This window comes from Streptomyces sp. NBC_00996, from assembly GCF_045162675.1.
GTDB lineage: Bacteria > Actinomycetota > Actinomycetes > Streptomycetales > Streptomycetaceae > Streptomyces.
The window spans coordinates 1,816,931-1,840,888 of record NZ_CP108723.1 but is presented as its reverse complement, the minus strand read 5'-3'; the positions used below and the strand labels follow the sequence as shown (position 1 = coordinate 1,840,888).

Here is a 23,958-nt window from a genome sequence, read left to right as displayed (position 1 = left end):
CGCGAGGAGGCTCAGAACCAGGTGCCCCGGTCTTCCAGGACCTTGCGCAGTGTGTCGATGTGATCGGTCATGATGCCATCGACTCCCAGGTCCAGGAGCCGGTGCATACGTTCCGGTTCGTTCACGGTCCACACGTGCACCTGCAGCCTGCGCGCATGAGCGGTCCGTACGAAGCGGCGGTCGACCACCAGCACACCGGACTGGGACTCGGGGACCTGGGCGGCGATCGCCGAGCGGCGCACGGCGGCCGGTATGCCCCAGGAGCGCAGCCGCAGATTGAGCACACCGCGGGTGCCGTACGACGTCGCCAAGCGCGGCCCGGCCAGGTGCTGGGCTCGGGCGACGCGCGCCTCGGAGAAGGAGCCGACGCAGACGCGGTCCCAGGCATTGGTGCGGTCGATCAGGTCGAGCAGCGGCTGGAGGGCGGGTTCGGCCTTGATGTCGACGTTCCAGCGCACCTCGGGGAGAGTGTCGAGCAGCTCTTCGAAGAGGGGGACCGGTTCCTTGCCCGCCACGCGCGCGTGGCGCACGTCTTCCCAGGGGAGGTCCGCTATCCGGCCCGCCCCGTCCGTCACCCGGTCGAGAGTCGCGTCGTGGAAGGCGACGAGCCTGCCGTCCGCGGTCGCGTGCACGTCCGTCTCGATGTAGCGGTAGCCCGCTGCCACCGCGCGCCGGAACTGGGTCAGGGTGTTCTCCAGACCGTCCGCCGCCCCGCCCCGGTGTGCGAAGGCGATCGGGCCGGGGTGGTCGAGGTACGGATGGCGTATGCGGGTGCTCACCCGGGCAGTATCGCGCGCTCCGGTTGACCGGCGGCAACGACGGTGCTGCCGCCCGGTGCCCGGCGGACGGCGAACACTCGCAGGAAGAGCTGGGCGAGGGGGCCGATGGCGACGGCGTACAGCACCGTGCCGATGCCGACCGTGCCTCCGAGCGCGAACCCGGTCGCGACGACGGCCACTTCGAGGACGGTGCGGACCAGACGGATGGAGTGGCCCGTGCGCTTGTGCAGGCCGGTCATCAGGCCGTCGCGCGGGCCCGGACCGAAGCCGGCCGAGATGTACAGGCCCGTCGCCACCCCGTTCAGCACGATGCCCGCCACGAGCAGCGCAATCCGTACGGCCAAGGTGTGCGCGTCGGGCAACACGGCGAGCGTGCCGTCCATGGCGATGCCGACCACGAAGACGTTCGAGACCGTGCCGAGGCCGGGGCGCTGGCGCAGCGGGATCCACAGGAGCAGCACCGTCGCGCCCACGATGATCGACACCACGCCGATCGTGAGGCCGGTCAGCTCGGCGAGGCCCTGGTGCAGGACGTTCCAGGGCTCCAGCCCGAGGCCCGACTCCACGAGAAGGGCCGAACTCGCGCCGTACAGAGCCAGGCCGACGTACAGCTGGAGGAGGCGGCGGGGGAGCCTCCTGGACTGCGAGCGTGTGGACATGAAAGTCCCCCCAGTGGTGGTAGTGGCCTGACGCATGACACTCTGTGGCTTGGGAAGAATCGTCATCCATGGCCAATTCGGGGAAGGTGGACTGGGAATTATGGCGCAGTGGACTTCGGCGGTGGGTGCCGCACAGTTGGCCCGGCTCCTCAACTCCCAGCAGGAGCGACCCGCCGGGCCGGGCACCCGCCGTCCGCCCGCCTATCGCGCGCTCGCCGACGGCATCCGGCTGCTGGTGCTCGAGGGTCGGGTGCCGGTCGCCGCGCGGCTGCCCGCCGAGCGGGAACTCGCGCTGTCCCTGTCGGTCAGCCGTACGACGGTCGCCGCGGCCTACGAGGCGCTGCGGGCCGAGGGGTTCCTGGAGTCCCGCCGGGGCGCGGGCAGCTGGACCGCCGTGCCGGCCGGGAACCCGCTGCCCGCGCGCGGCCTGGAACCCCTGCCACCCGAGGCACTCGGATCCATGATCGACCTCGGCTGCGCGGCGCTGCCCGCACCCGAGCCATGGCTCACCCGCGCCGTGCAGGGCGCCCTGGAGGAGCTGCCGCCGTACGCGCACACGCACGGCGACTATCCCGCCGGTTTGCCCGCGCTGCGCTCGATGATCGCCGAGCGGTACACCGCCCGCGGCATTGCGACCATGCCCGAGCAGATCATGGTGACCACCGGGGCGATGGGCGCGATGGACGCGATCTGCCACCTCTTCGCCGGGCGCGGCGAGCGCATCGCCGTCGAGTCGCCCTCCTACGCCAACATCCTTCAGCTGATGCGCGAGGCCGGGGCCCGGCTGGTGCCCGTCGCCATGGCCGAGGGCCTCGCCGGATGGGACATGGACCGCTGGCGCCAGGTCCTGCGGGACGCGGCACCCCGTCTCGCGTACGTGGTGGCCGACTTCCACAACCCCACGGGAGCCCTTGCCGACGAGCACCAGCGGCGCGGGCTCGTGGACGCCGCGCGTTCCGCGGGCACCGTGCTCGTCGTCGACGAGACGATGAGTGAGCTGCACCTGGACGAGGGGTTGGACATGCCGCGCCCCGTGTGCGGCTTCGACCCGGCCGGCTCGACCGTGATCACCGTCGGCTCCGCCAGCAAGGCCTTCTGGGCCGGCATGCGGATCGGCTGGGTGCGGGCCGCGCCCGATGTGATCCGCAGTCTCGTCGCCGCGCGCGCGTACGCCGACCTGGGCACGCCCGTGCTGGAGCAGCTGGCCGTCAACTGGCTGCTCAGCACCGGGGGATGGGAGCAGGCCGTGGACATTCGCCGGGGCCAGGCCCGGGAGAACCGAGACGCCCTCGTCGCCGCCGTGCGGCGGGAGCTGCCCGAATGGGATTTCTCGGTACCGAAGGGCGGGCTCACGCTGTGGGTGCGGACCGGGGGACTGTCGGGGTCACGGCTCGCCGAGGTGGGGGAGCGGGTGGGGGTGCGGGTGCCGTCCGGTCCTCGGTTCGGCGTGGACGGGGCCTTCGAGGGGTATGTGCGGTTGCCGTTCACCGTGGGGGGTGCGGTGGCCGAGGAGGCGGCGGTGCGGTTGGCCGCGGCGGCGCGGTTGGTGGAGACGGGGGCGAGCGGGGGGAACGAGACGCCGCGGACGTTCGTGGCGTAGGGGTTCTCGCCCCACCGCCCCTACCCCGTCCCGTACCTGGGGGGCCGCCCCCAGCCCCCGTATTGCGCTGGCGCGCTTGAGGAGCGGGCGTTGGGGGCGGAGCCCCAAGGACGGGAAGGGCAGGGGGGCGGAGGGGGCGAAAGACATATCCAGCTGCGGACCTCAGCCCTCCGCCACCGCCGCCTCCGCGGGCACCGGCTCCGCATCCGCGCGCAGCGGCTCCGCATCCGCAGGCACCGGCTCCGCATCCGCGGGAGTCGTCCGCTCCGGAAGGAGATCGAGAACCGCCCGCCGATGGGACTCGCTCGTCGCGTCGTCGTACGGGTCCGGCGTGGCCGGGACCTGGAGGCGCAGAACGGCACCGGTGCCGAGGCGGGCGTACCCGCGGCCGGGCGGCACGTCCCGGGTGGGGGTCGTGTGCGGCGGCGCGCCCAGGATCGACTCCAGCTGGGCGGAGGAGGCCGGACCGAGCACCACGCGCGCGCGGGTGTGCTGGCGAATCGCGTCGCTGAGGAGCTCCAGACCGTCGAAGTGCTCGGCCACGACCACCGTGACGCCCGCCGCGCGCCCGTGCCGGAAGGGGACCTGAAGGAGGGCCAGCGGATCCTTGCGCCCGTCGGCGGCGGCCAGGTGGCCGAGCGCGCTGGGCCGGTCCAGGAGGATCCACAGCGGGTTCTTGATGTCGTCGGGCGGGGGATGACCGGCCTGACGGGCACGGTTGGCGGCGATCAGCCGCCGCTCCGTCTCGTGCGCGGCCCATTCCAGACTGGCGAGCGCCCCCGCCAGACCGCACTCGACGGCCAGCACGCCCTCCCGCCCGGTCAAACAGGCGTACTCGCCGGTGCCGCCCCCCTCGATGACGACGACATCGCCGAACTGAAGGGCCTGCAGGGCGATGGAGCGGAGGAGGGTCGTCGTGCCGCTGCCGGGCTCGCCGACCACCAGTAGGTGCGGCTCCGTGGAGCGGATCCCCGTGCGCCAGACGACCGGGGGAACGTCCCGCTGTTCCTCACCGTAGGTGAGAGGGAGTGTGCGCTGGACGTCGGCCGGGTCCGTGAAGCCGAGGACGGTCTCGCCCGGGGTGGTGACGAAGCGCTGGGCGGAGATGTCGGTGGGGAGGGGCGGGAGGACGCTGACGGTGAGTTCGTTGCCCTCCTCGTCCCAGTCGAAGTGGTACTCGCGGCCACGCCCCGACTTGGCGTGCAGGAGGTGCTCGATGCGGGCGCGGGACTCCGCTTCGCCGTCCGTGAAGTAGGCCGGGTAGCGGATGAGGAGTCGGGACACGCGTCCGTCGTCGTCGAAGTCGTACGAGGAGAAGGCCTTCTCCCAGTCGCCGCCGTGGGCGTACAGGGGATCGGGATCCTCGGCCGCCGAGAAGTACGGGACCAGGGCCTCGTACAGCGACTTGAGCCGCCCGGTCTGCGCCTCATCGGGGCCCGTGGGCTTCGACGAGGCGCGGTCGCGGCCGGTCCAGGCTGCCGCCGCCATCAGGCTGATGACGGCGAGCAGCGGTCCGTACGGCACCAGCGCCACGATCAGGATCACCGAGGCCACCAGGAACAGCAGCGGCCCGCGCCGGTCCTTGGGAGTGGCGGCCCACTTGCGCCGCCCGGCCCCTGCCAGCCGGCGCAGTCCACGGGTGACCGTGATCAGCGGGTGGAGAACGTCGGTGGCGCCGTCGGCTGCCGTCCGGGCCAGCTCCCGGCTTCGGGCGATCTGCGCGCTGCCGTTGCTCAGAATGCGGGGGAGAGGGCGCCGAGCCACTGCTGTCTCCTGATGGTGCGTGTGTGGGGGAGGGGCGTCAGAACTTGATCCCGCCAAGGAGGCTCGCCAGGCTCTCTCCGCCGGCCTTGATGCTCGGAGCGATCGCCGTGCTCGCGAGGTAGAAGCCGAAGAGTACGGAGACGGAGGCGTGCGAGCCCTTGAGCCCGTCCTTGCGGAAGAAGAGGAAGACGATGATGCCGAGCAGGACGACGCCTGACATGGACAGAATCATTTGAGTTCTCCTGGGTCGTGGGGACAGTCACCATGAGTTCTTCCAGGATCACAGGATGTATCCATACGATAAAAGGTGCAACTGGGTGAATGTCGTCGGATTTCACCAGAGTGGCGGAGCCGTTTGGGCCGCCCGAGCAGGTCTGTTGCGCCCGACGGCGCCTGCTGTGATCTTTGCCGGTGACGGTGCCGGTCATGTGCTCTTGGAGCCAGTACGCTGGCGATTCACCCGTACGGGGGCGCCGCTCGCCGCCGTACCGGCCCGGGCATGACAGCTCCGCTCGCTGTCGTAAGCTCCCGCAGTCCCCGTTGTAGTCGTTGTGAGAGGCGGTCCGCCGATGAGTGAAGCCCCCGACCCCGAGGTCGTGGAGCTGGCGACCAAGATCTTCGATCTGGCGCGTCGTGGCGAGACCGAGGCGCTCGTCGCGTACGTGGACGCGGGCGTTCCGGCCAATCTCACCAACGACCGCGGCGACTCGCTCGTGATGCTCGCCGCGTACCACGGCCACGCCGAGGCGGTACGCGCCCTGCTGGAGCGCGGCGCCGAGGCCGACCGCATCAACGACCGGGGTCAGACACCGCTTGCCGGGGCCGTCTTCAAGGGCGAGGCGGCCGTGATCCGGGTGCTCCTGGACGGCGGCGCGGATCCGGCCGCGGGTACGCCCTCGGCCGTGGACACGGCGCGCATGTTCGGCAAGATGGAACTGCTCGAATTGTTCGGCGCACACTGACTCGAACGCCCTGACCAGGCGAAACGCGAGAAATAAGGGAGGCGGAACGGGGCCGCCGGAAATGCGGTCGCGGCAGGAAGAACCGCTGGGTCATCATGACGTCGTGATTCACGGACGCGATGGCTGGGCAGGTGTTGCCGCACCGCGCGGGCCGTGATGCGGCCCGCATGGGCCACCGACGAGAGGCAGAGGAAGATGGTCTACAGCAAGCAAGAAACGGCGGGCGCTCCGACGTGTTGTCTCGCGGCCAGGTAATGCAGGATCCCGGTTGCGTCGACGCTTGATGTGAGGCTGTTTCCCATGTTCGATCCGGTCATAGCGCCCAGCGGAACGCTGCTCGGCCTGCTCCAGAGGGGCCGCGGCGACGGCACGCTGCACGCGCTCACCGCACCGCGGGCCGAAGCGCTCGCGGCACTGAACCACTGTGTGCTGCGCGATCCCCGCCACGACTGGCAGGTGGAGAACCGCTCCCTGTACTACGCCCGTCTCTATCTCGATCTGAGCGGTGAGCTCGACGAGATCGAGCGGCACCTCTTCGACGCCGAGGACGTCCTCGACACGTGCGAGTCACGCACGGGGCTCGCCCTGGCGGTCCTCGGGCACCTCGCCTCGTACGGCAGGCGCGACGCGCTCGAACTGCTGCGCAGGTACGCCGCCTTCGGCACCAACTGGGCCTGGGCCCTCGACGAGCTGGCCCTGCGCGACGACGACGCGGGTCTGCGCGCCCTGGCCGCGCCCGTACTCGCCCGCTTCCCGGCCGACGCGGAGGGCGAGGCCGAACTCGCCGCCGCCGTGCGCGACGCCTTCGAGCCACGGCCCTGGCGCCTGTGGGCCGACGATCCGCGCGAATCCATCGGCACGCGCGTGCGTGCCGCTCAGGAACAGGGCTCCTTCGATCGCTGGCAGCGGCAGATGCGACCGTCCGGGCCCCGTCCGGGGTGGAGCGTCCAGGCCGTCTTCGACTGGGCGCAGCAGGGCATCGACCGCGGCGCCGCGCTCCATGTCCCGGCCGCCCGCTGCCTCACCGCCGTCGCCGGCCCCGAGGACCGGCCCGAGATCGTCGAGGCCGCCCGCGGCGGTGGCGACGGAGCGCGCTGCACCGCCTTGCGCTATCTCGCCGACAGCAATGATCCGGACGCCCTCGACCTGATCGAGACAGCCGTGGCGGACGGATCGACGACCGTGGCCGAGGCCGCCGTCGACGCCTTCGAGCGGATGCGCAGTGTCGCCGCCGTCGACCGGGCACGAGGCTGGGCGCACCGGCCCGACGCTCTGGGCGCCGCCGCGGGACGGATGCTCGCCTGCCGGGGCGGAGCGCAGGACAGCGAACTGGTCCTGGGCGCACTGCGGGAAGCGGTACGGGGCGAAGGCCCCGACGCACCGACCCTGTGGACCCTCGTCGACGGCACCGGACGGCTCGGCATCGCCTGTGCCGCACCCGTGCTGCGGCACATCTATCGCGAGACCGCGTCATCCCATCTGCGCGGGCGCGCCGCCCGTGCCCTGGCCACCACCGACCCCTCGTTCGCCGCGGGCTTCGCCGTCGAGTGCCTGTGGGACTGCGAGGAGACCACGCGCGAGGTGGCCGCCCGGCACGCCGAGACCGGTGATGCCCGTGTGGTGGATCAGCTGCGCCGGCTGGCGGCGGATCCGGCCGAGGAGGCGGACGTCCAGACAGCGGTACGGAGCCGGATCGGGCCCGACATGCCAGCCGTATGAACGTTCGGTGACCCCGGAGTCAGGAGGGCATGGACGGGGGCCGACCTGCTCGGGTGTGCAGCGCAACGCTCATGGGACGTTCACCGTTCGCAAAGATCCACGTTGACGCGGCCACGTCCGGTGCGGCGACAACACGGGTATGCGTGTCGTCATCGTGACCGAATCCTTTCCCCCCGATGTGAACGGCGTGGCCCACTGCGCGCTCCAGACCGCCCGGCACCTCGTCGATCGCGGTCACGCTCCCCTCGTCGTCGCCCCGGCCACCGCGGCCGGGAGCGGGCCCGACGCTCTCGCGCCGTGCCCCGTCATCCGTGTCCCCTCCCTACCGCTCCCGGGCTACCCCCAGGTCCGCGTCGCCCTCCCCAGTCGGCGCGTCGCCGCGGCGATCACCGAACACCGCGCCGACATCGTCCACCTGGCCAGCCCCTTCATCCTCGGCGTCCGCGGCATGGCGGCCGCCGCCCGGCTCGGCATTCCCGCCGTGGCCGTCTACCAGACCGACCTCGCCGGTTACGCCCGCACGTACATCAGCGCAGGTGAGGCCACGGCGTGGCGGCGCATACGCTCCGTGCACGCCGCCGCCGACCGGACGCTCGCCCCGTCCAGCGCGGCCCTGCACGACCTGGAGGCACACGGTGTGCCCCGGGTACGGCTGTGGCCGCGCGGCGTGGACACGGTCCGCTTCCGTCCCGACCGCCGGGACGAGGCACTCCGTCGTGAACTGGCGCCGAACGGCGAGCTGATCGTCGGCTACGTCGGCAGGCTCGCCCCCGAGAAGCAGGTCGAACTGCTCGCCGGGGCGTGCGGACTGGACGGCGTACGCGTCGTCGTGGTCGGCGACGGGCCGAGCGAAACCACCTTGCAGGGCGCGCTTCCCGGCGCGGTCTTCCTCGGACGTCGCACCGGCGACGAACTCGCCCGGATCTTCGCCTCCTTGGACGTCTTCGTGCACACGGGCCCCTTCGAGACCTTCTGCCAGACCGTGCAGGAGGCCATGGCGAGCGGGGTGCCCGTCGTCGCGCCCGCGGCGGGCGGGCCGCTCGACCTGGTGGCCCACGGGCGTACGGGGCTGCTGGTGCCGCCGCGCGACGCGGCCGCCGTGCGCGACGCGGTGTGGGCCCTGACCTCCGATCCGGCCGTCCGTACCGCCTACGGGGCCGCCGGGCGTGCCATGGTCGAGGGCCGCACCTGGGCCGCCGTGGGCGACCAGCTCATCGGGCACTACGCCGATGTGCTCTCGGCGCGGAAGCTGGTGGCGGCATGAGCCTGCGCATCGTACGGCTCGCCAACTTCGTCGCCCCCGCGTCCGGCGGCCTGCGCACCGCGCTGCGGGAGCTGGGCGCCGGCTACCGGGCGGCCGGGCACGAACCTGTGCTCATCAACCCCGGCGAGCGCGCGAGCGACCGCGACACCGAACAGGGTCGGGTGATCACGCTCCCCGGGCCGCTGCTGCCCGGGACCGGCGGCTATCGCGTGCTCACGGACAAGCGGCGCGTGGCCCGGCTCCTGGAGTCGCTCGCACCCGACCGCCTCGAAGTCTCCGACCGGACCACCCTGCGCTGGACCGGAGTGTGGGCACGGCGGGCCCGGGTGCCCGCCGTGATGGTCTCCCACGAGACCGCCGACGGAGTGCTGCGGACCTGGGGCCTTCCCGAGGGGATGGCCCGGCGGACCGCCGACGCCCTCAACGTCCGTACGGCGCACACCTATGCGCGGGTCGTATGCACCACGGAGTTCGCCGAGCGCGAGTTCGTCCGCATCGGCGCCCGCAATGTCGTACGTGCCCCGCTGGGCGTCGATCTGGTGGGTCGGCACCCCGCGCTGCGGGACCCCGGGCTGCGCGCCCACCACGCGCGCGCGGACGAGGCGTTGCTCGTGATGTGCTCCCGGTTGTCCGTCGAGAAGCGGCCGGGCACGGCACTCGACGCGCTGGAGGCGCTGCTGCGGCGCGGACAGCGGGCCGTGCTCGTCGTCGCCGGGGACGGACCGCTCAGGACCCGGCTCGAACAGCGCGCCAGGGAGCGGCGGCTGCCCGTCACCTTCCTCGGGCACGTCTCCGACCGCGCCGTGCTCGGTGCGCTGCAGGCCTCCGCCGACGTGTGCCTGGCCCCCGGGCCCGCCGAGACGTTCGGGCTCGCCGCCCTGGAGGCGATGGCCTGCGGCACGCCCGTGGTGGCCAGCGCCCTGTCCGCCCTGCCGGAGGTCGTCGGGTCCGCCGGGGCCACCGCGGGGGACAGCGGGGACTCCTTCGCGGACGCGGTACGGCTGTTGCTCGGGCGTCCCGAGGGTGAGCGCAGGCAGGCCGCACGCGCGCGTGCCGAGTGCTTCGGCTGGGACGCCGCGGTGGAGGGCTTCCTCGCCGCGCACGACGCGACGGTTCCGGTGCGCCCGCGCGCGCAGGAGGGCGTCGGATGAGACCGCTGCGGTTCGTGGCCCTCGGGGACTCGCTGACCGAAGGCGTCGGCGACCCGGTCGGGGAAACTTGGCGGGGGTGGGCCGCACTGCTCGCGCAGGGGCTGGCCCCCGCAAACACGCCCGTGGAGTTCACCAACCTCGCCGTCAGCGGGGCGCAGACGCGGGATGTGCTGGAACGGCAGACACCGGCGGCGCTGGCCTTGGAGCCCGACGTCGTCTCTGTCGTGATCGGTGTCAACGACACCCTGCGCTGCACCTTCGACATTCACTCCGTGGCAGCGCGGCTCGACAAGGTGTACGCCGCCTTCCGGGCTGGGGATGCAGTGGTGATGACGGCCTGTCTGCCGGATCCCGGCTCCATGCTGGGTCTGCCGGGCGCGCTGGCACGCCCGCTGGCCCGGCGGCAGCGGGCCGTCAACACGGTCGTGCACGCGCTGTCCGAGCGGTACGGGGCGGTGCATCTGCATGCCGCGGAGGAGGAGTGGCTGACGGACCGGGCGATGTGGAGCGCGGACCGGCTCCACCCGGGGGAGCAGGGGCACCGGCAACTCGCCCTCCGGTTCCATGCGCTGCTGACCGAGCAGGGCATCGCCACGGGGGCCGCGCCCTCGGCCGAGCCCGAATTTCCCGCGCCCACGCGGTCGGCGAGTCTGTTGTGGCTGGCCACCGCCGGGACGGGGTGGGTGGCCCGGCGGTGCACGGACCTGCTGCCGCAGCTGCTCACGCTCGCCGCCGCCGAGGTGCGCCACCGGGCGCGAGGCACCAGTGCGCGGCTCGACCTGAGTGCCTCGCACGCCGTCGCGTCCGCGCTGGCCGCACTTTCAGTGGCCGAACAGCCGGACGCGGCATGACGGGTCAGCGGCTGCGCGGGGGCACTCAGCGGCGGCGTACGGTCACGAAGCGGACCGGCGTGCCCGGGACCGCCTGAGCGGCCGCGGCGAGGTCGGTGGAACGGACGACCGCGATCACCGGGTATCCCCCGGTGGTCGGGTGGTCGGCGAGGAAGACGACCGGGCGGCCGTCGGGTGGCACCTGGACGGCGCCCAGAACCATGCCCTCACTGGGGAGTTCGCCGGAAACGGCCCTCTTCAGTGAGGGCCCTTCCGTCCGCAGGCCGATGCGGTTGCTCGCGGACGACACCCGGTAGGCGCCGGTGAGGAGGGTGCGCACGGCCGTCTCCGTGAACCAGTCGTCTCGCGGGCCCGTCGTCACGCGCAGGACCAGTTCGGCGGGCGGAGCGACGTGCGGGACGACGTCCACGCGCGCGTGGAGCGTGTCCGGGCGGCCCAGGGGGAGCACCATGCCGTCCGAGAGCGGCGGGGGGCCGAGGCCCGAGAGGAGGTCCGTGGAGCGGCTGCCGAGGACCGGGTCCACGGCCACTCCACCGGAGACGGCCACATAGCCGCGCAGCCCGGCTCGTGCGTGGCCGACGTCCAGCAGTGCTCCGGCGGGGACGCGTACGGGCGCTCCCCAGGCGGCCGGTCGCCCGTCCACGGTGACCGGGCAGGGCGCTCCCGCCACCGCCACGGTGACCGCAGAACGCGGCCGCAGGGCACACCCGTTGAGTGTCGTCTCCAGAACGGCCGCTTCGCAGGGGTTGCCCACGAGCCGGTTGGCCAGCGCCGCCGCGGGCTCGTCGAGGGCGCCGGAGCGCGGTACGCCGAGGTGCGCGTGGCCGGGACGGCCCTGGTCCTGGACGGTGGTCAGGGCCCCGGCCCGGACGACGGAGAGGGCACGGTCGGTCATGAGCGCCTCGGTGCTGACAAGAGGGCCGGGTCGGTCACGGGCACCTCGTCGGTACGAAGCGGACCCGGGCGCCCGGAGCGAGCAGCGCGGCCGGCACGCGAGCGTGGTCCCACAACACGGCGTCCGTCGTCCCGATCAGCTGCCAGCCGCCCGGCGACGAGCGCGGGTACACGCCCGTGTATGGGCCCGCCAGCGCAACGGAACCCGCGGGAACCGTCGTACGCGGAGTCGCCCGGCGCGGGACGCCGTAGCGCGCCGGCAAGCCCGTGAGGTAGCCGAAGCCAGGCGCGAACCCGCAGAAGGCGACCCGGAATTCGGCCGCCGCGTGGATCTGGGGCACCAGCTGCTCGGGCACACCCCACAGAGCCGCGACATCCGCCAGGTCGGGACCGTCGTACCGTACGGGGATCTCGATCGCCTCGTCGGCGCGCGCGGGCAGCGGCGGGATGTCCCATGTCGGGAGCCGCTCCGCCAGGCGCGCGGGGTCGTCCAGGCCGTCCAGGAGGACCGTGCGGGCCGCGGGGACGATCTCCCGCACCGACAGGGAGCCCTCCGCGCGGCGGCGCAGCAGTTCGGCGTGCAGGGCCTGGGCCGCGTCGCCCGAGGAGACCTCGACGAGCAGGGCGCGGTCGCCGACGGGCAGCGCCCTCATGCCGTCGCCGGCGGACGGAGTCCTCCTCCCGTCCCCGGCAGGCAGTGCGCTCATACGAAGGCCTCCACGCGGACGCCGGACGATTCCAGCCGGGCGCGCACCCGGCGGGCCAGCTCCACCGCGCCCGGCGTGTCTCCGTGCAGGCACAGGGAGCGGGCGTGGACCGGGATGCGCTCCCCGGAGCGGGAGGTCACCGTGCCGAAGTGGGCCAGCCCCACCGAGCGTTCGACCACCGTGTCCGCGTCCGTGATCACCGCGCCGTCCTGGGTGCGCGGCACCAGGGTGCCCTCCTCGTTGTATGCGCGGTCCGCGAACGCCTCGGTGGCGGTGGGCAGTCCCGCCTGCTCGGCCAGCTTCAGGAAGCGGGAGGAGGGCAGGCCGAGGACGGGCAGGCCGGCGTCCGCGAGCACGACACCGTCGACGACCGCCCCCGCCTGTTCCTCGTCGTGCACGACGCGGTTGTAGAGCGCGCCGTGCGGCTTCACGTACGACACGCGCGTGCCCGCCGCGCGCGCGAACACCTCCAAGGCGCCGATCTGGTACGCCACTTCGGCGGCCAGCTCGTCGGGCGGCACGTCCATCGCGCGCCGCCCGAACCCCGCCAGGTCCCGGTAGGAGACCTGGGCGCCGATCCGCACACCGCGCTCGGCCGCCAGCTCGCACACCCGCCGCATCGTGGACGCGTCACCGGCGTGGAAACCGCAGGCCACATTGGCGCTGGTGACGACGGACAGCAGCTGCTCGTCGTCGGTGAGGCGCCAGCGGCCGAAGCCCTCGCCGAGGTCGGCGTTGAGATCGATCGGGGTCATGAGGTGGGTCTTCTCCTTCGTCGGGCCGTGATGTCGGCGGCTGTTCTCAGACCACGCGGTACTGCTCGTCGCGGGTGTCCGTGAGGAACATCTGGCCGGGCGCGTGGGTGATCGCGAAGGGCGGGCGGGACGCCATCACGGCCGCCTGCGGTGTCACTCCGCAGGCCCAGAACACTGGGATGTCGTCCGGTGCGGCGCCCACCGGATCGCCGAAGTCGGGGCGCGAGAGGTCCTCGATGCCCAGCCCCGACGGGTCCCCGCAGTGCACCGGGCTGCCGTGCACGGCGGGCAGCAGGCTGCTCTCCCTGATCGCCGCGGCCAGATGCTCCGGCGGGACAGGGCGCATCGACACCACCATCGGGCCGTGCAGCCGCCCGGCCGGACGGCACTGGCGCCCCGTCACATACATGGACACGTTGCGGCCCTGCTCGATGTGGCGCATCGGGACGCCCGCCTCGCTCAGCGCCCACTCGAAGGTGAAGCTGCACCCGATGAGGAACGAGACCAGGTCGTCGCGCCAGCGGTCGACCACGTCGGTGGGCTCGTCCACCAACTCGCCGTGTTCCCACACCCGGTAGCGCGGCAGATCGGTGCGCAGGTCGGCGCCCGGAGCGAGCGGAGTGCTCCAGGAACCGGCGTCGGTGACGTCGAGGACCGGACAGGGCTTCGGGTTGCGCTGGCAGAACAGCAGCATGTCGTAGGCCCAGTCGGCGGGCACCGAGATCAGGTTCGCCTGGGTGTGGCCCGCGGCGACTCCGGCGGTGGGGCCCGACACGCCCGAACGGAACTGGGCGCGCGCCTCGTTGGGTGTCCACGCGCACGCGTGGCCGTCGATTTCCAGCAGGCTCACCGGGCGGTCCTGGACGGTGTCGTTCACAGGAGTTCCTTCCCACGGGTCTCGGGGAGTCCGATCAGGGCCAGTGCGGCGAGGGCGTAGCCGATGGCGCCGAAGACCAGCGCACCGCCCACGCCCCAGCTGTCGGCAAGGAAGCCGACGGTGGTGGGGAAGACGGCGCCCACGGCGCGTCCCGTGTTGTACGTGAAGCCCTGCCCCGTGCCGCGCACCGCCGTCGGGTACAGCTCACTGAGGTACGAGCCGAAGCCGCTGAAGATCGCCGACATGCAGAAGCCGAGCGGGAAACCGAGCACAAGGAGAAGGGTGTTGGCGCCGCTGGGGATGTTCGCGTACGCCAGGATGCATGCCGCGGAGAGGATCGCGAAGAGCAGGATGTTGCGCTTGCGGCCAAGTTTGTCGGTGAGACAGCCGCCCGTGAGGTAGCCGATGAAGGCTCCGGAGATCAGGAACGTGAGATACGTGCCGGTGCCGACGACCGACAGTCCGCGCTCCGTCTTGAGGTACGTGGGCACCCAGGTGGCCAGCGTGTAGTAGCCGCCCTGGACTCCCGTGGAGAGCAGGCCCGCGAAGACCGTCGTCCGCAGCAGCCCGGGCGCGCCGTTCCTGCCCGGCTTGAAGATCGCCGCGAACGAGCCCTTCTCGGCGCTGTCCGCGCGGCGCTCGGCCGACTCCGGGGCGTCATGCACGTGGCGCCGCACCCAAAGGACGAGCAACGCGGGCAGCGCGCCGGACCAGAACATCACGCGCCAGGCCAGATCGGCGTCCAGGAACTGGAAGACAAGGGTGTTGACGAGCACGGCGAGCCCCCAGCCGACGGCCCAGGAGCTCTGGATCGCGCCGAGCGTACGGCCCCGGTGTTTGGGGCTCGCGTACTCGGCGACCAGGATCGCGCCGACCGCCCACTCGCCGCCGAAACCGAGGCCCTGGAGGGCGCGGAACACCAGCAGTGTCTCGTAGTTGGGCGCGAAACCGCAGGCCACGGTGAACACCGCGTAGGTGGCCACGGTGATCATCAGCGCTTTGACACGTCCGATCCGGTCCGCGACCACACCGGCGACGGCACCGCCGACCGCCGAGACGACCAGTGTGACCGTGGTGAACAGGCCGGTCTGGCCGCTGTCCAGGCCGAAGTACGCCGCCAGCGCGACCATGCTGAGCGGCAGTGTGAAGTAGTCGTAGGAGTCGAGGGCGTAGCCGCCGAACGCGCCGGCGAAGGCGCGGCGGCCGCGCGGACCGAGCGCGCGCAGCCAGGCGAACGCGCCTTCCTGAACGGTGAGTTCACCGGCGCCGGGCCGGGCGTCGGCCGTCAGGGCCTGGGGTGGAGGGGTCGTGCTCATGGGCACCTCACAGTGAGGGACGGAGGGTGCTGGGGATTGAGCCGTGCCGTGCGGGAGTCGAGAACGGGGCCGTGCCGTGCGGAAGCGGTGAGCGCCGCGGCGGTGCAGAGGGATGCGGTGCGGTCGAGCGGGCGGCGCCTGACCGCCAAGGTAGAGGATCGTTGAACGATCCCTCAATACCCATGTTGTTTCGTTCTTGTATCTGCGATTGAATTCCGGGCGTGGCAGAGCTGACGGGACTGGCCGACGATCGCGCCCTGCTGGGCCGCACCAGCACCGCCGAGCGGGTCTCCGACATCCTCAGGAGTCGCATCGCCGAGGGCTTCTTCCCGCCCGGCACGCGGCTGTCCGAGGACAGCATCGGAGGGGCGCTCGGCGTCTCGCGCAACACCCTGCGCGAGGCGTTCCGGCTGCTCACGCATGAGCGGCTGCTGGTGCACGAACTCAATCGCGGGGTCTTCGTCCGGGTGCTGACCGTCGAGGACGTCGAGGACATCTACCGCACCCGCGGTCTCGTCGAGTGCGCCGTGGTCCGCGGCCTCGGCGAGCCGCCGTACGCCGTGGACGGCCTCGCCCAGGCCGTCGCCGACGGGCGGCGGGCGGCACGCGAAGGTGACTGGAAAGGTGTCTCAACCGCCAACATCCACTTCCACCGGGAGCTGGTCGCGCTCGCCGGGAGTGCCCGCACCGATGAGCTGATGCGCAGCGTCTTCGCCGAACTGCGCCTTGCCTTCCACGTGGTGGACGACCCGCAGCGCCTCCACGAGCCCTATCTCGCCCGTAACCGTGAGATCCTCCGGACCCTCGAGGCGGGCGACCGGGACGGAGCCGAGCGGCTGCTCGCGGTCTATCTCGACGACTCGCTCAAGGGGCTCGTGGAGGTGTACGCGCGGCGGGTGGCCGACGGCGGGCAGGGTATCGGCTGAGTCGGGACGGGACGGGACGAGCACGAGGCACGGGGCGACGACTCGTTCCCCGGCCGCACGGCACAGGTCACCGGGGATCGGCCGCGATCATGAAGCAGCGGTACAGCCAGGGCCTTCTGCGTCGTTTCGACCGTTGTCAGACCGAGGACCTAGTCTGTGCACCGTGACTTCGCCTGCATCGACGGACAGCGTTCCGCCCCAGCTCAGCGCGGGGCCGCGCCCCGCTCCGGGCCCGGCCGCCGACGAGGGCCTGGCGCGGCGGCTGCGCGCGCTCGCCTGCACCGCGCCGCTGCACGACCTCGACGTACGCAAGGCGAACCTCGCGGGTGAGTACACGGTGTACGGGATGGCCGAGGTCGCCCTCGCCGCCATCGACCTCGTCACACTGAACATGGACTTCGACACGGGCGCCGACCACGACCAGATAGTGGCCAGGCTCATCCCGCGCATCGCCGCCCAGGCCCCGCGGCGGACCGTTGCCGAGCACGAGCGCGTGGCCCGCTGGGTGCTGGAGAACCTGATCAACGTCGGCAGTGTCGACCGCGGCTTCCGCGCCGTATACGGCACTTTCGCCCCGGACGGCTCCTATGTGCGCCGCGACTACGACTTCAAGCTGATCGAGGAGGTGCCCGGACACGGGGGAAGTGTCTATCTCCGGACGACCGACGAAGCGGTCAACGTCCTCGTCGGCGCCCTCGACACCGACGTCACCAGTGCGCAGATCGCCGCCGAGGTCAAGCTCGAGGTGCTGATCAGCCGCGGCCGGCTCGCCGACGCCCAGCTCGCCGCCGAGCAGGCCCGCTACCGGACCGTGCAGTACTCGGAGACGCTTCGCAGGGCCCTCGACGCGACCCGGCGCAATGTGCGCGCCGTCGACTGGCTCCAGGCCGTGCCCGACATGATCGCCGAGGCCCTCGACCACGTCGCCGACCGTTACCGCCATGAGAACGCGATCCTCACCAACATCCGCAAGGCCCGCGACGAGTCCGAGGACCCCGAGCAGAAGCGCCGCGCCGCCGAGCTCGTCGACATCGTCAAGGACTGCATCCGCAGGCATACGCAACTGCAGTCCCGGCTCCTGGAGGCCGGCCCGCTGTTCCGCGCCGAGCAGGACCGGCAGGCCTTCGCCACCCCCATGACGACCTCCGGCATCGACCTCTACGGTCATCTCGTGGCGCCCGTGCTGCCGCTGCCCGTGGAGCAGGCGCTGCGCGTGACGGACGCGTTCTTCGCGCGCGGGACGGGGTTGCGCACGCCTGTGGCCGTACGGGTGGGGGACCTGGTCGACATTCTGCTGACGCCGCCGCTGGAGCGGGAGCACCTCGGGGCGGAGATGCCCGAGCCCGATCTCATCGCCACCCCCGACGACAGTCGGTTCAGCGAGGAGCAGCTCGTCGGCGCGATGGAGTTGCTCGACCTGCCGGCCGATGCGCCGCGGCGGCTGTCCGGGCTGCTGGCCGAGGCCCGCCGCCGCGACCCTGAACTGCCCTACCTCGTTGCCCTGTTGGCCGTCCACGCGGCCAGTCCGCCGGTCGGTACCGCGTACCGGCAGGGCGAGGAGAAGCTGCTGTTCGCCGTGGACGACGGGACCGAGCTGGACGATCCCGAGTTCGGTGGGGCGGATCTCATCGTGGGGACGGCCCTGCTGGATGCGGCCGGGATGGCGGCCGACCGGACGGAGGCGGCGTGAACCGCGGGTCGTCCTCTTGCCGCGGGCCGGCTGTGGCTGGTCGCGCCCACTCGGCGGAGCCGCACGAGGTCACGCCCAGCGCCCCGTACGGGGCTGCCCTCGCCCCGGTTCTTCAGATCAAGGAGCCCCAACCGTGACCGAGCACGTCGAGTGGAGTGAGCCGGAGGCAGTCGCCGCTCCGGCGAACGCGCCCGTCACACCCGCCGACGCCGCCGACGCGGCGCGGCTCGTTGCCTTCGGGCTGCAGCCCAAGCTGCAGCCCGCGCGCGACCAGGAGTACGCGGAGCTGCTGCGGCGCTACCGCGAGGACCCGCCGTTCGCGCGGCTCGCCGACGCCGTGGCCGCCGGGCTCGGGCTGGTCGTCCTGGAGGTGTCCTCGCGCGCGGGCATGGCCGTGACCGCCGCGGAGGACTCCGTGTTCGCCGTCCGGATGGGCGACTACGCGCGTCGCGCGTCGGCCGACTCCGGGGACCGGTTCCTGCACGGGCTCGCACATCTCGCCGTCGCCGCCATGGCGTTCCCGCGCCCCGAGGACCTCGCGGACGACGGGTACATCGGGCGGGTCTCGGTCAACGGCGTCGACGCGTTCGTACGGCAGGCCTGTCGTCGTCTGGAGGAGCGGGCCGAGGAGCAGGGCGAGAACACCGACCCGGCCACGGACGCACCCGACTTGGAGGCCGCATGGCGGATCTGGGCGCGGCGCAGTTCCACCGGTGCCACCAAGGACGCGCGAAGACTCGCCGGTTCGACCACCGGCATCGTCGGCAAGGCCGTCGCGTTCCTCACCGACTCCGGGTTCCTGCAGCGCACCGGGGACGACGGTGGAGGGACGTACCGGACGACGGCCCGCTATCAGCTTCAGGTCCGTGACATGGCCGGCAGTGCGGCCATGGCCGAGCTTCTCGAGCTGGGCATCGTCCCGGTGACCGACGGCACCGCGACGCTGCTGCCCGCCGAGGACACCGACGACCTGGAGTTGGCGGCCGGAGCCGGACTGCCCTTCCACTCCTGAACAGGCCACGCAGCCTGAACTTCCTCGATCCTCCCCAGACTTACGACGAGAGTCCGCCGCCATGTACGAGCTGTCCCGGGTCCGCCTCTACTCCATCGGGCCTGCCGGTGCGCGCTACGCCGACACCGTGCTTGACCTGCGGGGTGTCGGCGAGCCCGTGCCCGACCCCGCGCCCACCCAGGCGGAGTTCTTCGAGGAGGACCCCATCGGGCCGCCGCGCCGGCCCGCGCCCGCGGGGGTGCTCTTCCTGGAGAACGGCGGCGGCAAGTCGGTGCTGCTCAAGCTGATCTTCTCGGTGATGCTCCCGGGCCACCGGAACACGCTGGGCGGTGCCAGCTCCGGTGTGCTGCGCAAGTTCCTGCTCGCCGACGACTGCGGGCATGTCGCGCTGGAGTGGCAGCACACACTGACCGGCGAGTGCGTCGTGGTCGGCAAGGTGAGCGAGTGGCGGGGGCGGCAGGTCTCCAACGACCCGAGGAAGTTCGCCGAGGCCTGGTACTCGTTCCGGCCCGGGCCGGGGCTGAGCCTGGACAATCTTCCGGTGGCCGAGGCCACCGCCGTGCGCACGCCCGTCGAGGGGGCCTCCGGCGCGCAGGGGCGGCGGCGCACCATGAAGGGCTTCCGGGACGCGATCAGCGAGGCAGGCAAGGCGTACCCGCACCTCGAAGTGCACTGGGAGGAGATTCACGACCGCTGGAACGAGCACCTCGGCGACCTGGGCCTTGACCCCGAACTCTTCCGCTACCAGCGGGAGATGAACGCCGACGAGGGCGAGGCGGCTGGTCTCTTCGCCGTCAAGAAGGACTCCGACTTCACGGATCTGCTGCTGCGTGCCGTCACCGACACCCGGGACACGGACGGGCTCGCCGACCTGGTCGGCGGCTTCGGCAACAAGCTGGGCCGGCGCGCCGAGCTGATCGCCGAGCGCGACTTCACCGCCGGGTCCGTGGATCTGCTCGGCCGGATCGTCGACGCCGCCGAGGCACGGGCGCACGCGCGCGACATCCACGCGGGCGCCGAGCGGCGTACCCGGACGCTCGCGCGGCGGCTGTCCGCGAGGGCCGTGCAGGAGCGAGTGCGCGCCGGTGAACTCGCGCAGCGCGTGACCGCCTCCGCGTACGCCGTCACGCACGCCGAGGGCGCCCGCGAACGCGGCGCGCTCATCGCCGCCGAACTCGCCTACCGGCACGCCTCGTTGGCGCTCGCGGGGGCGGAGAAGTCCGCCGCCGCGCAGAAGCGTGAGCTGGCCGACGCGCGCACCTTGCACGCCGCCTGGCAGGCCGCCGAGGCCGTGCTGCGGCACCGCGCCGCCGCCGACCGCTCCGCGCGCGTGGCCGCCGCGATCCGCGAGGCCGAGCGGGACGCCGCGCCCGCGCTCGCCGCGCGCGCCAAGGCCGCCGCCGACCTCGTACGCGCCCTGCACCGCGCCGCCGAAGGCGCCGAGGCGCTCGCCAACGAGGAGGAGGAGCGGTCCACCGGGCTCCAGGAGGTCGGCGAGACCGCGTACGCCGACTCGACCGCGGCGGCCACCGCCGCGCAGCGCGCCCGCAGCGAGGTCGGGCATCTGCGCCAGCGGCTCACCGAGGTCGAGCAGGAGACCGCCGAGGCAGTCCGCGCGGGCTGGCTCGACGACAGCGCCCCCGACGCCGACCCGGCCCGCGCTGCCCTCGCCGCCAGCGACGCCGAGAAGTCGGCCGTCGCCGCCTGGGACACCGCACGCGAGGCCTCGCGGCGCGCTTCGGAGCATGCGCGGGAGGCGGCCTCCACCGAGTCCCGCGCGGAGCTCACGGCAGCGCGCGCAGCCGATGCGGCGACTGCCGCCGAGCGGGCGTACGACGCGGAGCGGCGTACGGCGGAGGCGCTGGCGGGGGAGGAGCGGCTGGCGGAGCTGCTCAGCCTGCCGGGCGCCTCCGGCGCCGGGCGTGGCGGCGTGCCGGTGCCGCGAGCGGGAGCCGACGGTTCGGGCGGGCGCGGGGCCGCGCCCGAGGACAACGGGGATGGCAGCCAGGGCGGTGCCCGCACGACGCGACACCGTCCCGGCGCCGGTGACGGCACCGCGGGCGGCGCGACCGGAGCCGACGACCGGGGTGCCTCCGGTCGGCAGATCAGTGGCGCGGTGGGCGCCGGCTCAGGAAGCGTCCGGCAGGCCGTCGGCGCAGTGGCCGGCCGCCCGGGCGGCGGTTCCGGCGTGGCGCGGGCCGATACCTGGCCCCCGGCCGAAGGTCCCCTCACCCCTGAGCAGTTGGACCACTACGCCGACGAGCTCCGTGAGCTCCTAGACGACTCTGTCGCCTCCGCCGAGCGCCAGCTCTTCGAGCTGCGGACCGCCGCGGCGGACGACGCACGCATCCTGGGGGCACTCGGTGACGGCGGCCTGCTGCCGCCCGGGCCGGACGTCCTGGCCACGGTCGAGTACCTCGGCGAGCACGGAATCCCGGCGCTGCCCGGCTGGCGCTACCTCGCTCAGGCCGTCGACCCCGCCGACCACGCGCGCGTCCTGGCCACCAGGCCGGAGCTGGTCGACGGTGTGATCATCACCGACCCGGACACGCACACCCGGGCCCGCGAGGCGCTCAGCGAGGCCGCCCTGCTGCCGCGGTCCGCCGTCGCCGTCGGTACGGCCGCCGCACTGCTCGCTCCGACTCCGGCCCCCGGCGCGGGCGACAGCGACGTGTTCCTCGTCCCGCCGAACCCCGCCATGCACGACGAGCACGCCGCTGACGAGGAGCGGCAGGCGCTGCGCGCCCGCGCGACCCGGCGGGACGAGGAGATCCGGGCGCTCGCGGCCCGGCTCGGCAAGGACCGCGAACTGGCCGCGCGGCTGGCGTCCTGGCGGACCGGCTGCCCCGCGGGACGGCTCGTCGAGCTCGCCGCGGCCGCCCGGGACGCGCGCGCCTTCGCCGGGGAGGCCGAGGCCGAGCTCGCCGAGGCGCGGACCGTCCGGGCGGAGGCCGACGAGGCGGCGGCCGAGGCGGCCCACGTACGGGACGAGCGGCAGGAGGCCGCCCAGCGGGCCCGGCGCGCCGCCGACGCCCTCGCCGGGCTCGCCTTCCGGTTGCGCGAGCGGGCCGGCTGGCAGGTCAAGCTGCGCGAACTCGCCGACGAGGCAACGGAATCGGAGGCCCGCGCCCAGGTCTGCCTGGAGCGTGCCCGCGCCGCCGACGAGGACCGCCGCGCCGCCCAGCGCGCCGCCGACGACGCCCGCCGTACGGCCCGCGCGCTGCGTGCCGAGCGCGCGGAGATCGCCGGCGCCCCCGATGACGTACCGGAGGACGAGGCGGGCCCGGCGAAATCGTCGCTGCCCGCCCTGCGTGAGGCCTACCGGGCCGCGTCCCAGCTGTACGAGAAGGTCGGTGTCGGTGCCGACCTGAGGGCCGAGCAGGCGCGGGCCGAGAGCGACGAGAGCGCGGCGCTCGCGGAGCTGGACCGGCTCAGCAACAAGGTGCGCACCCGCGCGGCGACACTCCTGGAGTCGCCGGACGGTTCCGACGGGCCCTCCCGGCAGGCCGCCGCCGCGCGTGCCGAAGAGCTCGTGCAGCTCCTGGAGACCCGGATGTCCACCGCGAGCGAGCAGCTCGGACGGCTGCGCGGCGAGGCCGAGCGGCATGCGCCCAAGGACGGCGAGGTCCACACCGAGCTGGCCGAGGAGCTGGTCCCGCGCGACGCCGAGCACGCGCAGAGCCTGCTGCGCACCGCGACCACCGAACTCGCCTCCCGGACCGAGGCATTGAGCCAGGCGCGCGAGGCACACGCCGAGCTGCTCGACGCCCACCGCGCGGCCGAGGACGCGGCCGGCGGCTTCGACGAGACGGCCGCCCTCCTCAGGGACCTGCTGCGGGAGCATGCCGAGGAGGAGCAGGAGGAGCCCGAGCCCTACCCCGGCACCCTCGAAGAGGCACGGCACTCCGCCGCCGAGACCCGCCGCTCCCTGCGCGGCTGCGCCGCCGACCTCTCGGCCGCCGAGGCCGCCGTGCGCGAGGCGAGCGACGTCCTCGTACGGCATGCGAACTCCACACGGTACGAGCAGGTGCGCACCCCCGCCCGGCAGCAGATCCGTGAGCTGCCCGCTTCCGCGCTGCCCGAGCACGCGCGGAAGTGGGCGGACGCGTTCGCGCCCCGACTGCGGGTCCTCACCGACGAGTTGGAGCAACTGGAACGCAACCGGGACTCGATCGTCGACCGGTTGCGTGGGCTCGTGGAGTCCGCGCTGGCGACCCTGCGGTCCGCTCAGCGGCTCTCCCGGCTTCCCGAGGGGCTCGGCGAGTGGTCCGGGCAGGAGTTCCTGCGCATCCGCTTCGAGGAGCCCGACCAGGCGACGCTCACCGAGCGGCTGGGCGAGGTCGTCGACGAGGCCACCCGCGCGGCGGTCAAGAAGAACTCCGACATGCGCCGCGACGGCGTGTCGCTGCTGCTGCGCGGAGTCAGCGCCGCGCTCCAGCCCAAGGGCATCGCCGTCGAGATCCTCAAGCCGGACGCCGTGCTGCGCGCCGAGCGCGTCCCCGTCGGACAGATGGGCGACGTCTTCTCCGGCGGCCAGCTGCTCACCGCGGCCATCGCGCTGTACTGCACGATGGCGGCGCTGCGCAGCAACGACCGGGGCCGCGACAAGCACCGACACGCTGGAACGCTGTTCCTGGACAACCCCATCGGGCGCGCCAACGCGACGTACCTGCTGGAGTTGCAGAGGGCTGTCTCGGATGCGCTCGGTGTCCAGCTCCTCTACACCACCGGCCTGTTCGACACGACCGCGCTCGCCGAGTTCCCGCTGGTCATCCGGTTGCGCAACGACGCCGACCTGCGCGCCGGGCTGAAGTACATCAGCGTGGAGGAACACCTCCGGCCGGGACTGCCGCAGCGGCCTCATGAGGACGAGGCGGTGCACAGCGAGATCACGGCCACCCGGATGTTCAAACGCCCGGCACCTGCAACCCCCTAGGGGCGCGGGACTGTGTTGATATGCGGCTCCGCGGCGTGGGCGCAGGCGGTGCTTTGCGACAGCGAGGACGTGCTCGGTCTTGCGTTCCTCGCCGCG

19 protein-coding genes are annotated in these 23,958 nt (G+C 73.0%); 10 read left to right on the top strand and 9 right to left on the bottom strand.

The genetic code is table 11. The annotated features are described in order from the left end of the window. Positions 1 to 11 precede the first annotated feature (11 nt). Complete coding sequence (locus OG390_RS08850) at positions 12 to 779, bottom strand: glycerophosphodiester phosphodiesterase (protein ID WP_406166449.1); 768 nt, start codon at positions 777 to 779, stop codon at positions 12 to 14. Continuing rightward, entirely contained in the window at positions 776 to 1,474 is a 699-nt protein-coding gene (locus OG390_RS08845; protein ID WP_406166447.1) for a YitT family protein, read from the bottom strand. Before OG390_RS08845 ends, OG390_RS08850 begins: the two co-directional genes overlap by 4 nt. A 64-nt stretch (positions 1,475 to 1,538) precedes the next feature. Here OG390_RS08845 and OG390_RS08840 point away from each other — a divergent pair, with 64 nt between their 5' ends. Then, positions 1,539 to 3,038, top strand: a complete 1,500-nt coding sequence (locus OG390_RS08840; protein WP_406166445.1) for a PLP-dependent aminotransferase family protein — start codon at positions 1,539 to 1,541, stop codon at positions 3,036 to 3,038. Positions 3,039 to 3,200: 162 nt separating this feature from the next. Here the strand turns inward: OG390_RS08840 and OG390_RS08835 are convergent, their stop codons facing one another. Together OG390_RS08835 and OG390_RS08830 are read right to left on the bottom strand one after the other, a co-directional pair. Beyond that, on the bottom strand, positions 3,201 to 4,802 hold the full coding sequence (locus OG390_RS08835; protein ID WP_406166443.1) for an ATP-binding protein: 1,602 nt from the start codon (positions 4,800 to 4,802) through the stop codon (positions 3,201 to 3,203). A gap of 37 nt (positions 4,803 to 4,839) precedes the next feature. Then, on the bottom strand, positions 4,840 to 5,034 hold the full coding sequence (locus tag OG390_RS08830) for a hypothetical protein (RefSeq protein ID WP_399076138.1): 195 nt from the start codon (positions 5,032 to 5,034) through the stop codon (positions 4,840 to 4,842). A 337-nt stretch (positions 5,035 to 5,371) separates the two neighbouring features. On the opposite strand from OG390_RS08830, the gene OG390_RS08825 reads away from it, so the two are divergent. The 5 genes from OG390_RS08825 to OG390_RS08805 all read left to right on the top strand — a co-directional run bounded on the left by OG390_RS08825 (position 5,372) and on the right by OG390_RS08805 (position 10,749). Then, positions 5,372 to 5,764, top strand: a complete 393-nt coding sequence (locus OG390_RS08825; protein ID WP_406166441.1) for an ankyrin repeat domain-containing protein — start codon at positions 5,372 to 5,374, stop codon at positions 5,762 to 5,764. A 300-nt stretch (positions 5,765 to 6,064) separates the two neighbouring features. After that, positions 6,065 to 7,483, top strand: coding sequence for a HEAT repeat domain-containing protein (locus OG390_RS08820; protein WP_406166439.1), 1,419 nt, complete (start codon positions 6,065 to 6,067; stop codon positions 7,481 to 7,483). Between the two features lie 139 nt (positions 7,484 to 7,622). Next, positions 7,623 to 8,747: a glycosyltransferase family 4 protein gene (locus OG390_RS08815; protein WP_399076132.1), complete on the top strand. Its 1,125-nt coding sequence runs from the start codon at positions 7,623 to 7,625 to the stop codon at positions 8,745 to 8,747. Beyond that, positions 8,744 to 9,898: a glycosyltransferase gene (locus tag OG390_RS08810; protein WP_406166437.1), complete on the top strand. Its 1,155-nt coding sequence runs from the start codon at positions 8,744 to 8,746 to the stop codon at positions 9,896 to 9,898. The genes OG390_RS08815 and OG390_RS08810 overlap by 4 nt, the downstream gene beginning before the upstream one ends. Further along, a complete protein-coding gene (locus tag OG390_RS08805) occupies positions 9,895 to 10,749 on the top strand; it encodes an SGNH/GDSL hydrolase family protein (RefSeq protein WP_406166435.1) in 855 nt (284 codons plus the stop codon). The genes OG390_RS08810 and OG390_RS08805 overlap by 4 nt, the downstream gene beginning before the upstream one ends. Before the next feature lie 25 nt (positions 10,750 to 10,774). On the opposite strand, the gene OG390_RS08800 is transcribed toward OG390_RS08805, so the two are convergent. Genes OG390_RS08800 through OG390_RS08780 form a run of 5 tightly spaced genes read right to left on the bottom strand, consistent with a single transcriptional unit; the run spans position 10,775 to position 15,298 of the window. Further along, positions 10,775 to 11,644, bottom strand: a complete 870-nt coding sequence (locus OG390_RS08800) for a biotin-dependent carboxyltransferase family protein (RefSeq protein ID WP_406166433.1) — start codon at positions 11,642 to 11,644, stop codon at positions 10,775 to 10,777. Positions 11,645 to 11,678: 34 nt separating this feature from the next. After that, positions 11,679 to 12,296, bottom strand: coding sequence for an allophanate hydrolase subunit 1 (locus OG390_RS08795; protein ID WP_406177566.1), 618 nt, complete (start codon positions 12,294 to 12,296; stop codon positions 11,679 to 11,681). 50 nt (positions 12,297 to 12,346) lie between these two features. After that, entirely contained in the window at positions 12,347 to 13,105 is a 759-nt protein-coding gene (locus OG390_RS08790) for a LamB/YcsF family protein (protein ID WP_406166431.1), read from the bottom strand. Positions 13,106 to 13,151: 46 nt separating this feature from the next. Further along, positions 13,152 to 13,982, bottom strand: coding sequence for a putative hydro-lyase (locus OG390_RS08785; protein ID WP_406166430.1), 831 nt, complete (start codon positions 13,980 to 13,982; stop codon positions 13,152 to 13,154). Beyond that, entirely contained in the window at positions 13,979 to 15,298 is a 1,320-nt protein-coding gene (locus OG390_RS08780) for an MFS transporter (RefSeq protein ID WP_406166428.1), read from the bottom strand. Before OG390_RS08780 ends, OG390_RS08785 begins: the two co-directional genes overlap by 4 nt. A gap of 221 nt (positions 15,299 to 15,519) precedes the next feature. Between OG390_RS08780 and OG390_RS08775 the strand changes: the two genes are divergently transcribed. The 4 genes from OG390_RS08775 to OG390_RS08760 all read left to right on the top strand — a co-directional run bounded on the left by OG390_RS08775 (position 15,520) and on the right by OG390_RS08760 (position 23,862). Continuing rightward, positions 15,520 to 16,224: a GntR family transcriptional regulator gene (locus OG390_RS08775; protein ID WP_406166426.1), complete on the top strand. Its 705-nt coding sequence runs from the start codon at positions 15,520 to 15,522 to the stop codon at positions 16,222 to 16,224. Between the two features lie 163 nt (positions 16,225 to 16,387). Beyond that, positions 16,388 to 17,914 (top strand): hypothetical protein, encoded by a 1,527-nt coding sequence (locus OG390_RS08770; protein WP_406166424.1) that lies wholly within the window; start codon positions 16,388 to 16,390, stop codon positions 17,912 to 17,914. Between the two features lie 133 nt (positions 17,915 to 18,047). Further along, positions 18,048 to 18,926 (top strand): hypothetical protein, encoded by an 879-nt coding sequence (locus OG390_RS08765; RefSeq protein WP_406166423.1) that lies wholly within the window; start codon positions 18,048 to 18,050, stop codon positions 18,924 to 18,926. Between the two features lie 61 nt (positions 18,927 to 18,987). Continuing rightward, a complete protein-coding gene (locus tag OG390_RS08760) occupies positions 18,988 to 23,862 on the top strand; it encodes a hypothetical protein (RefSeq protein WP_406166421.1) in 4,875 nt (1,624 codons plus the stop codon). Positions 23,863 to 23,958: the final 96 nt, after the last annotated feature.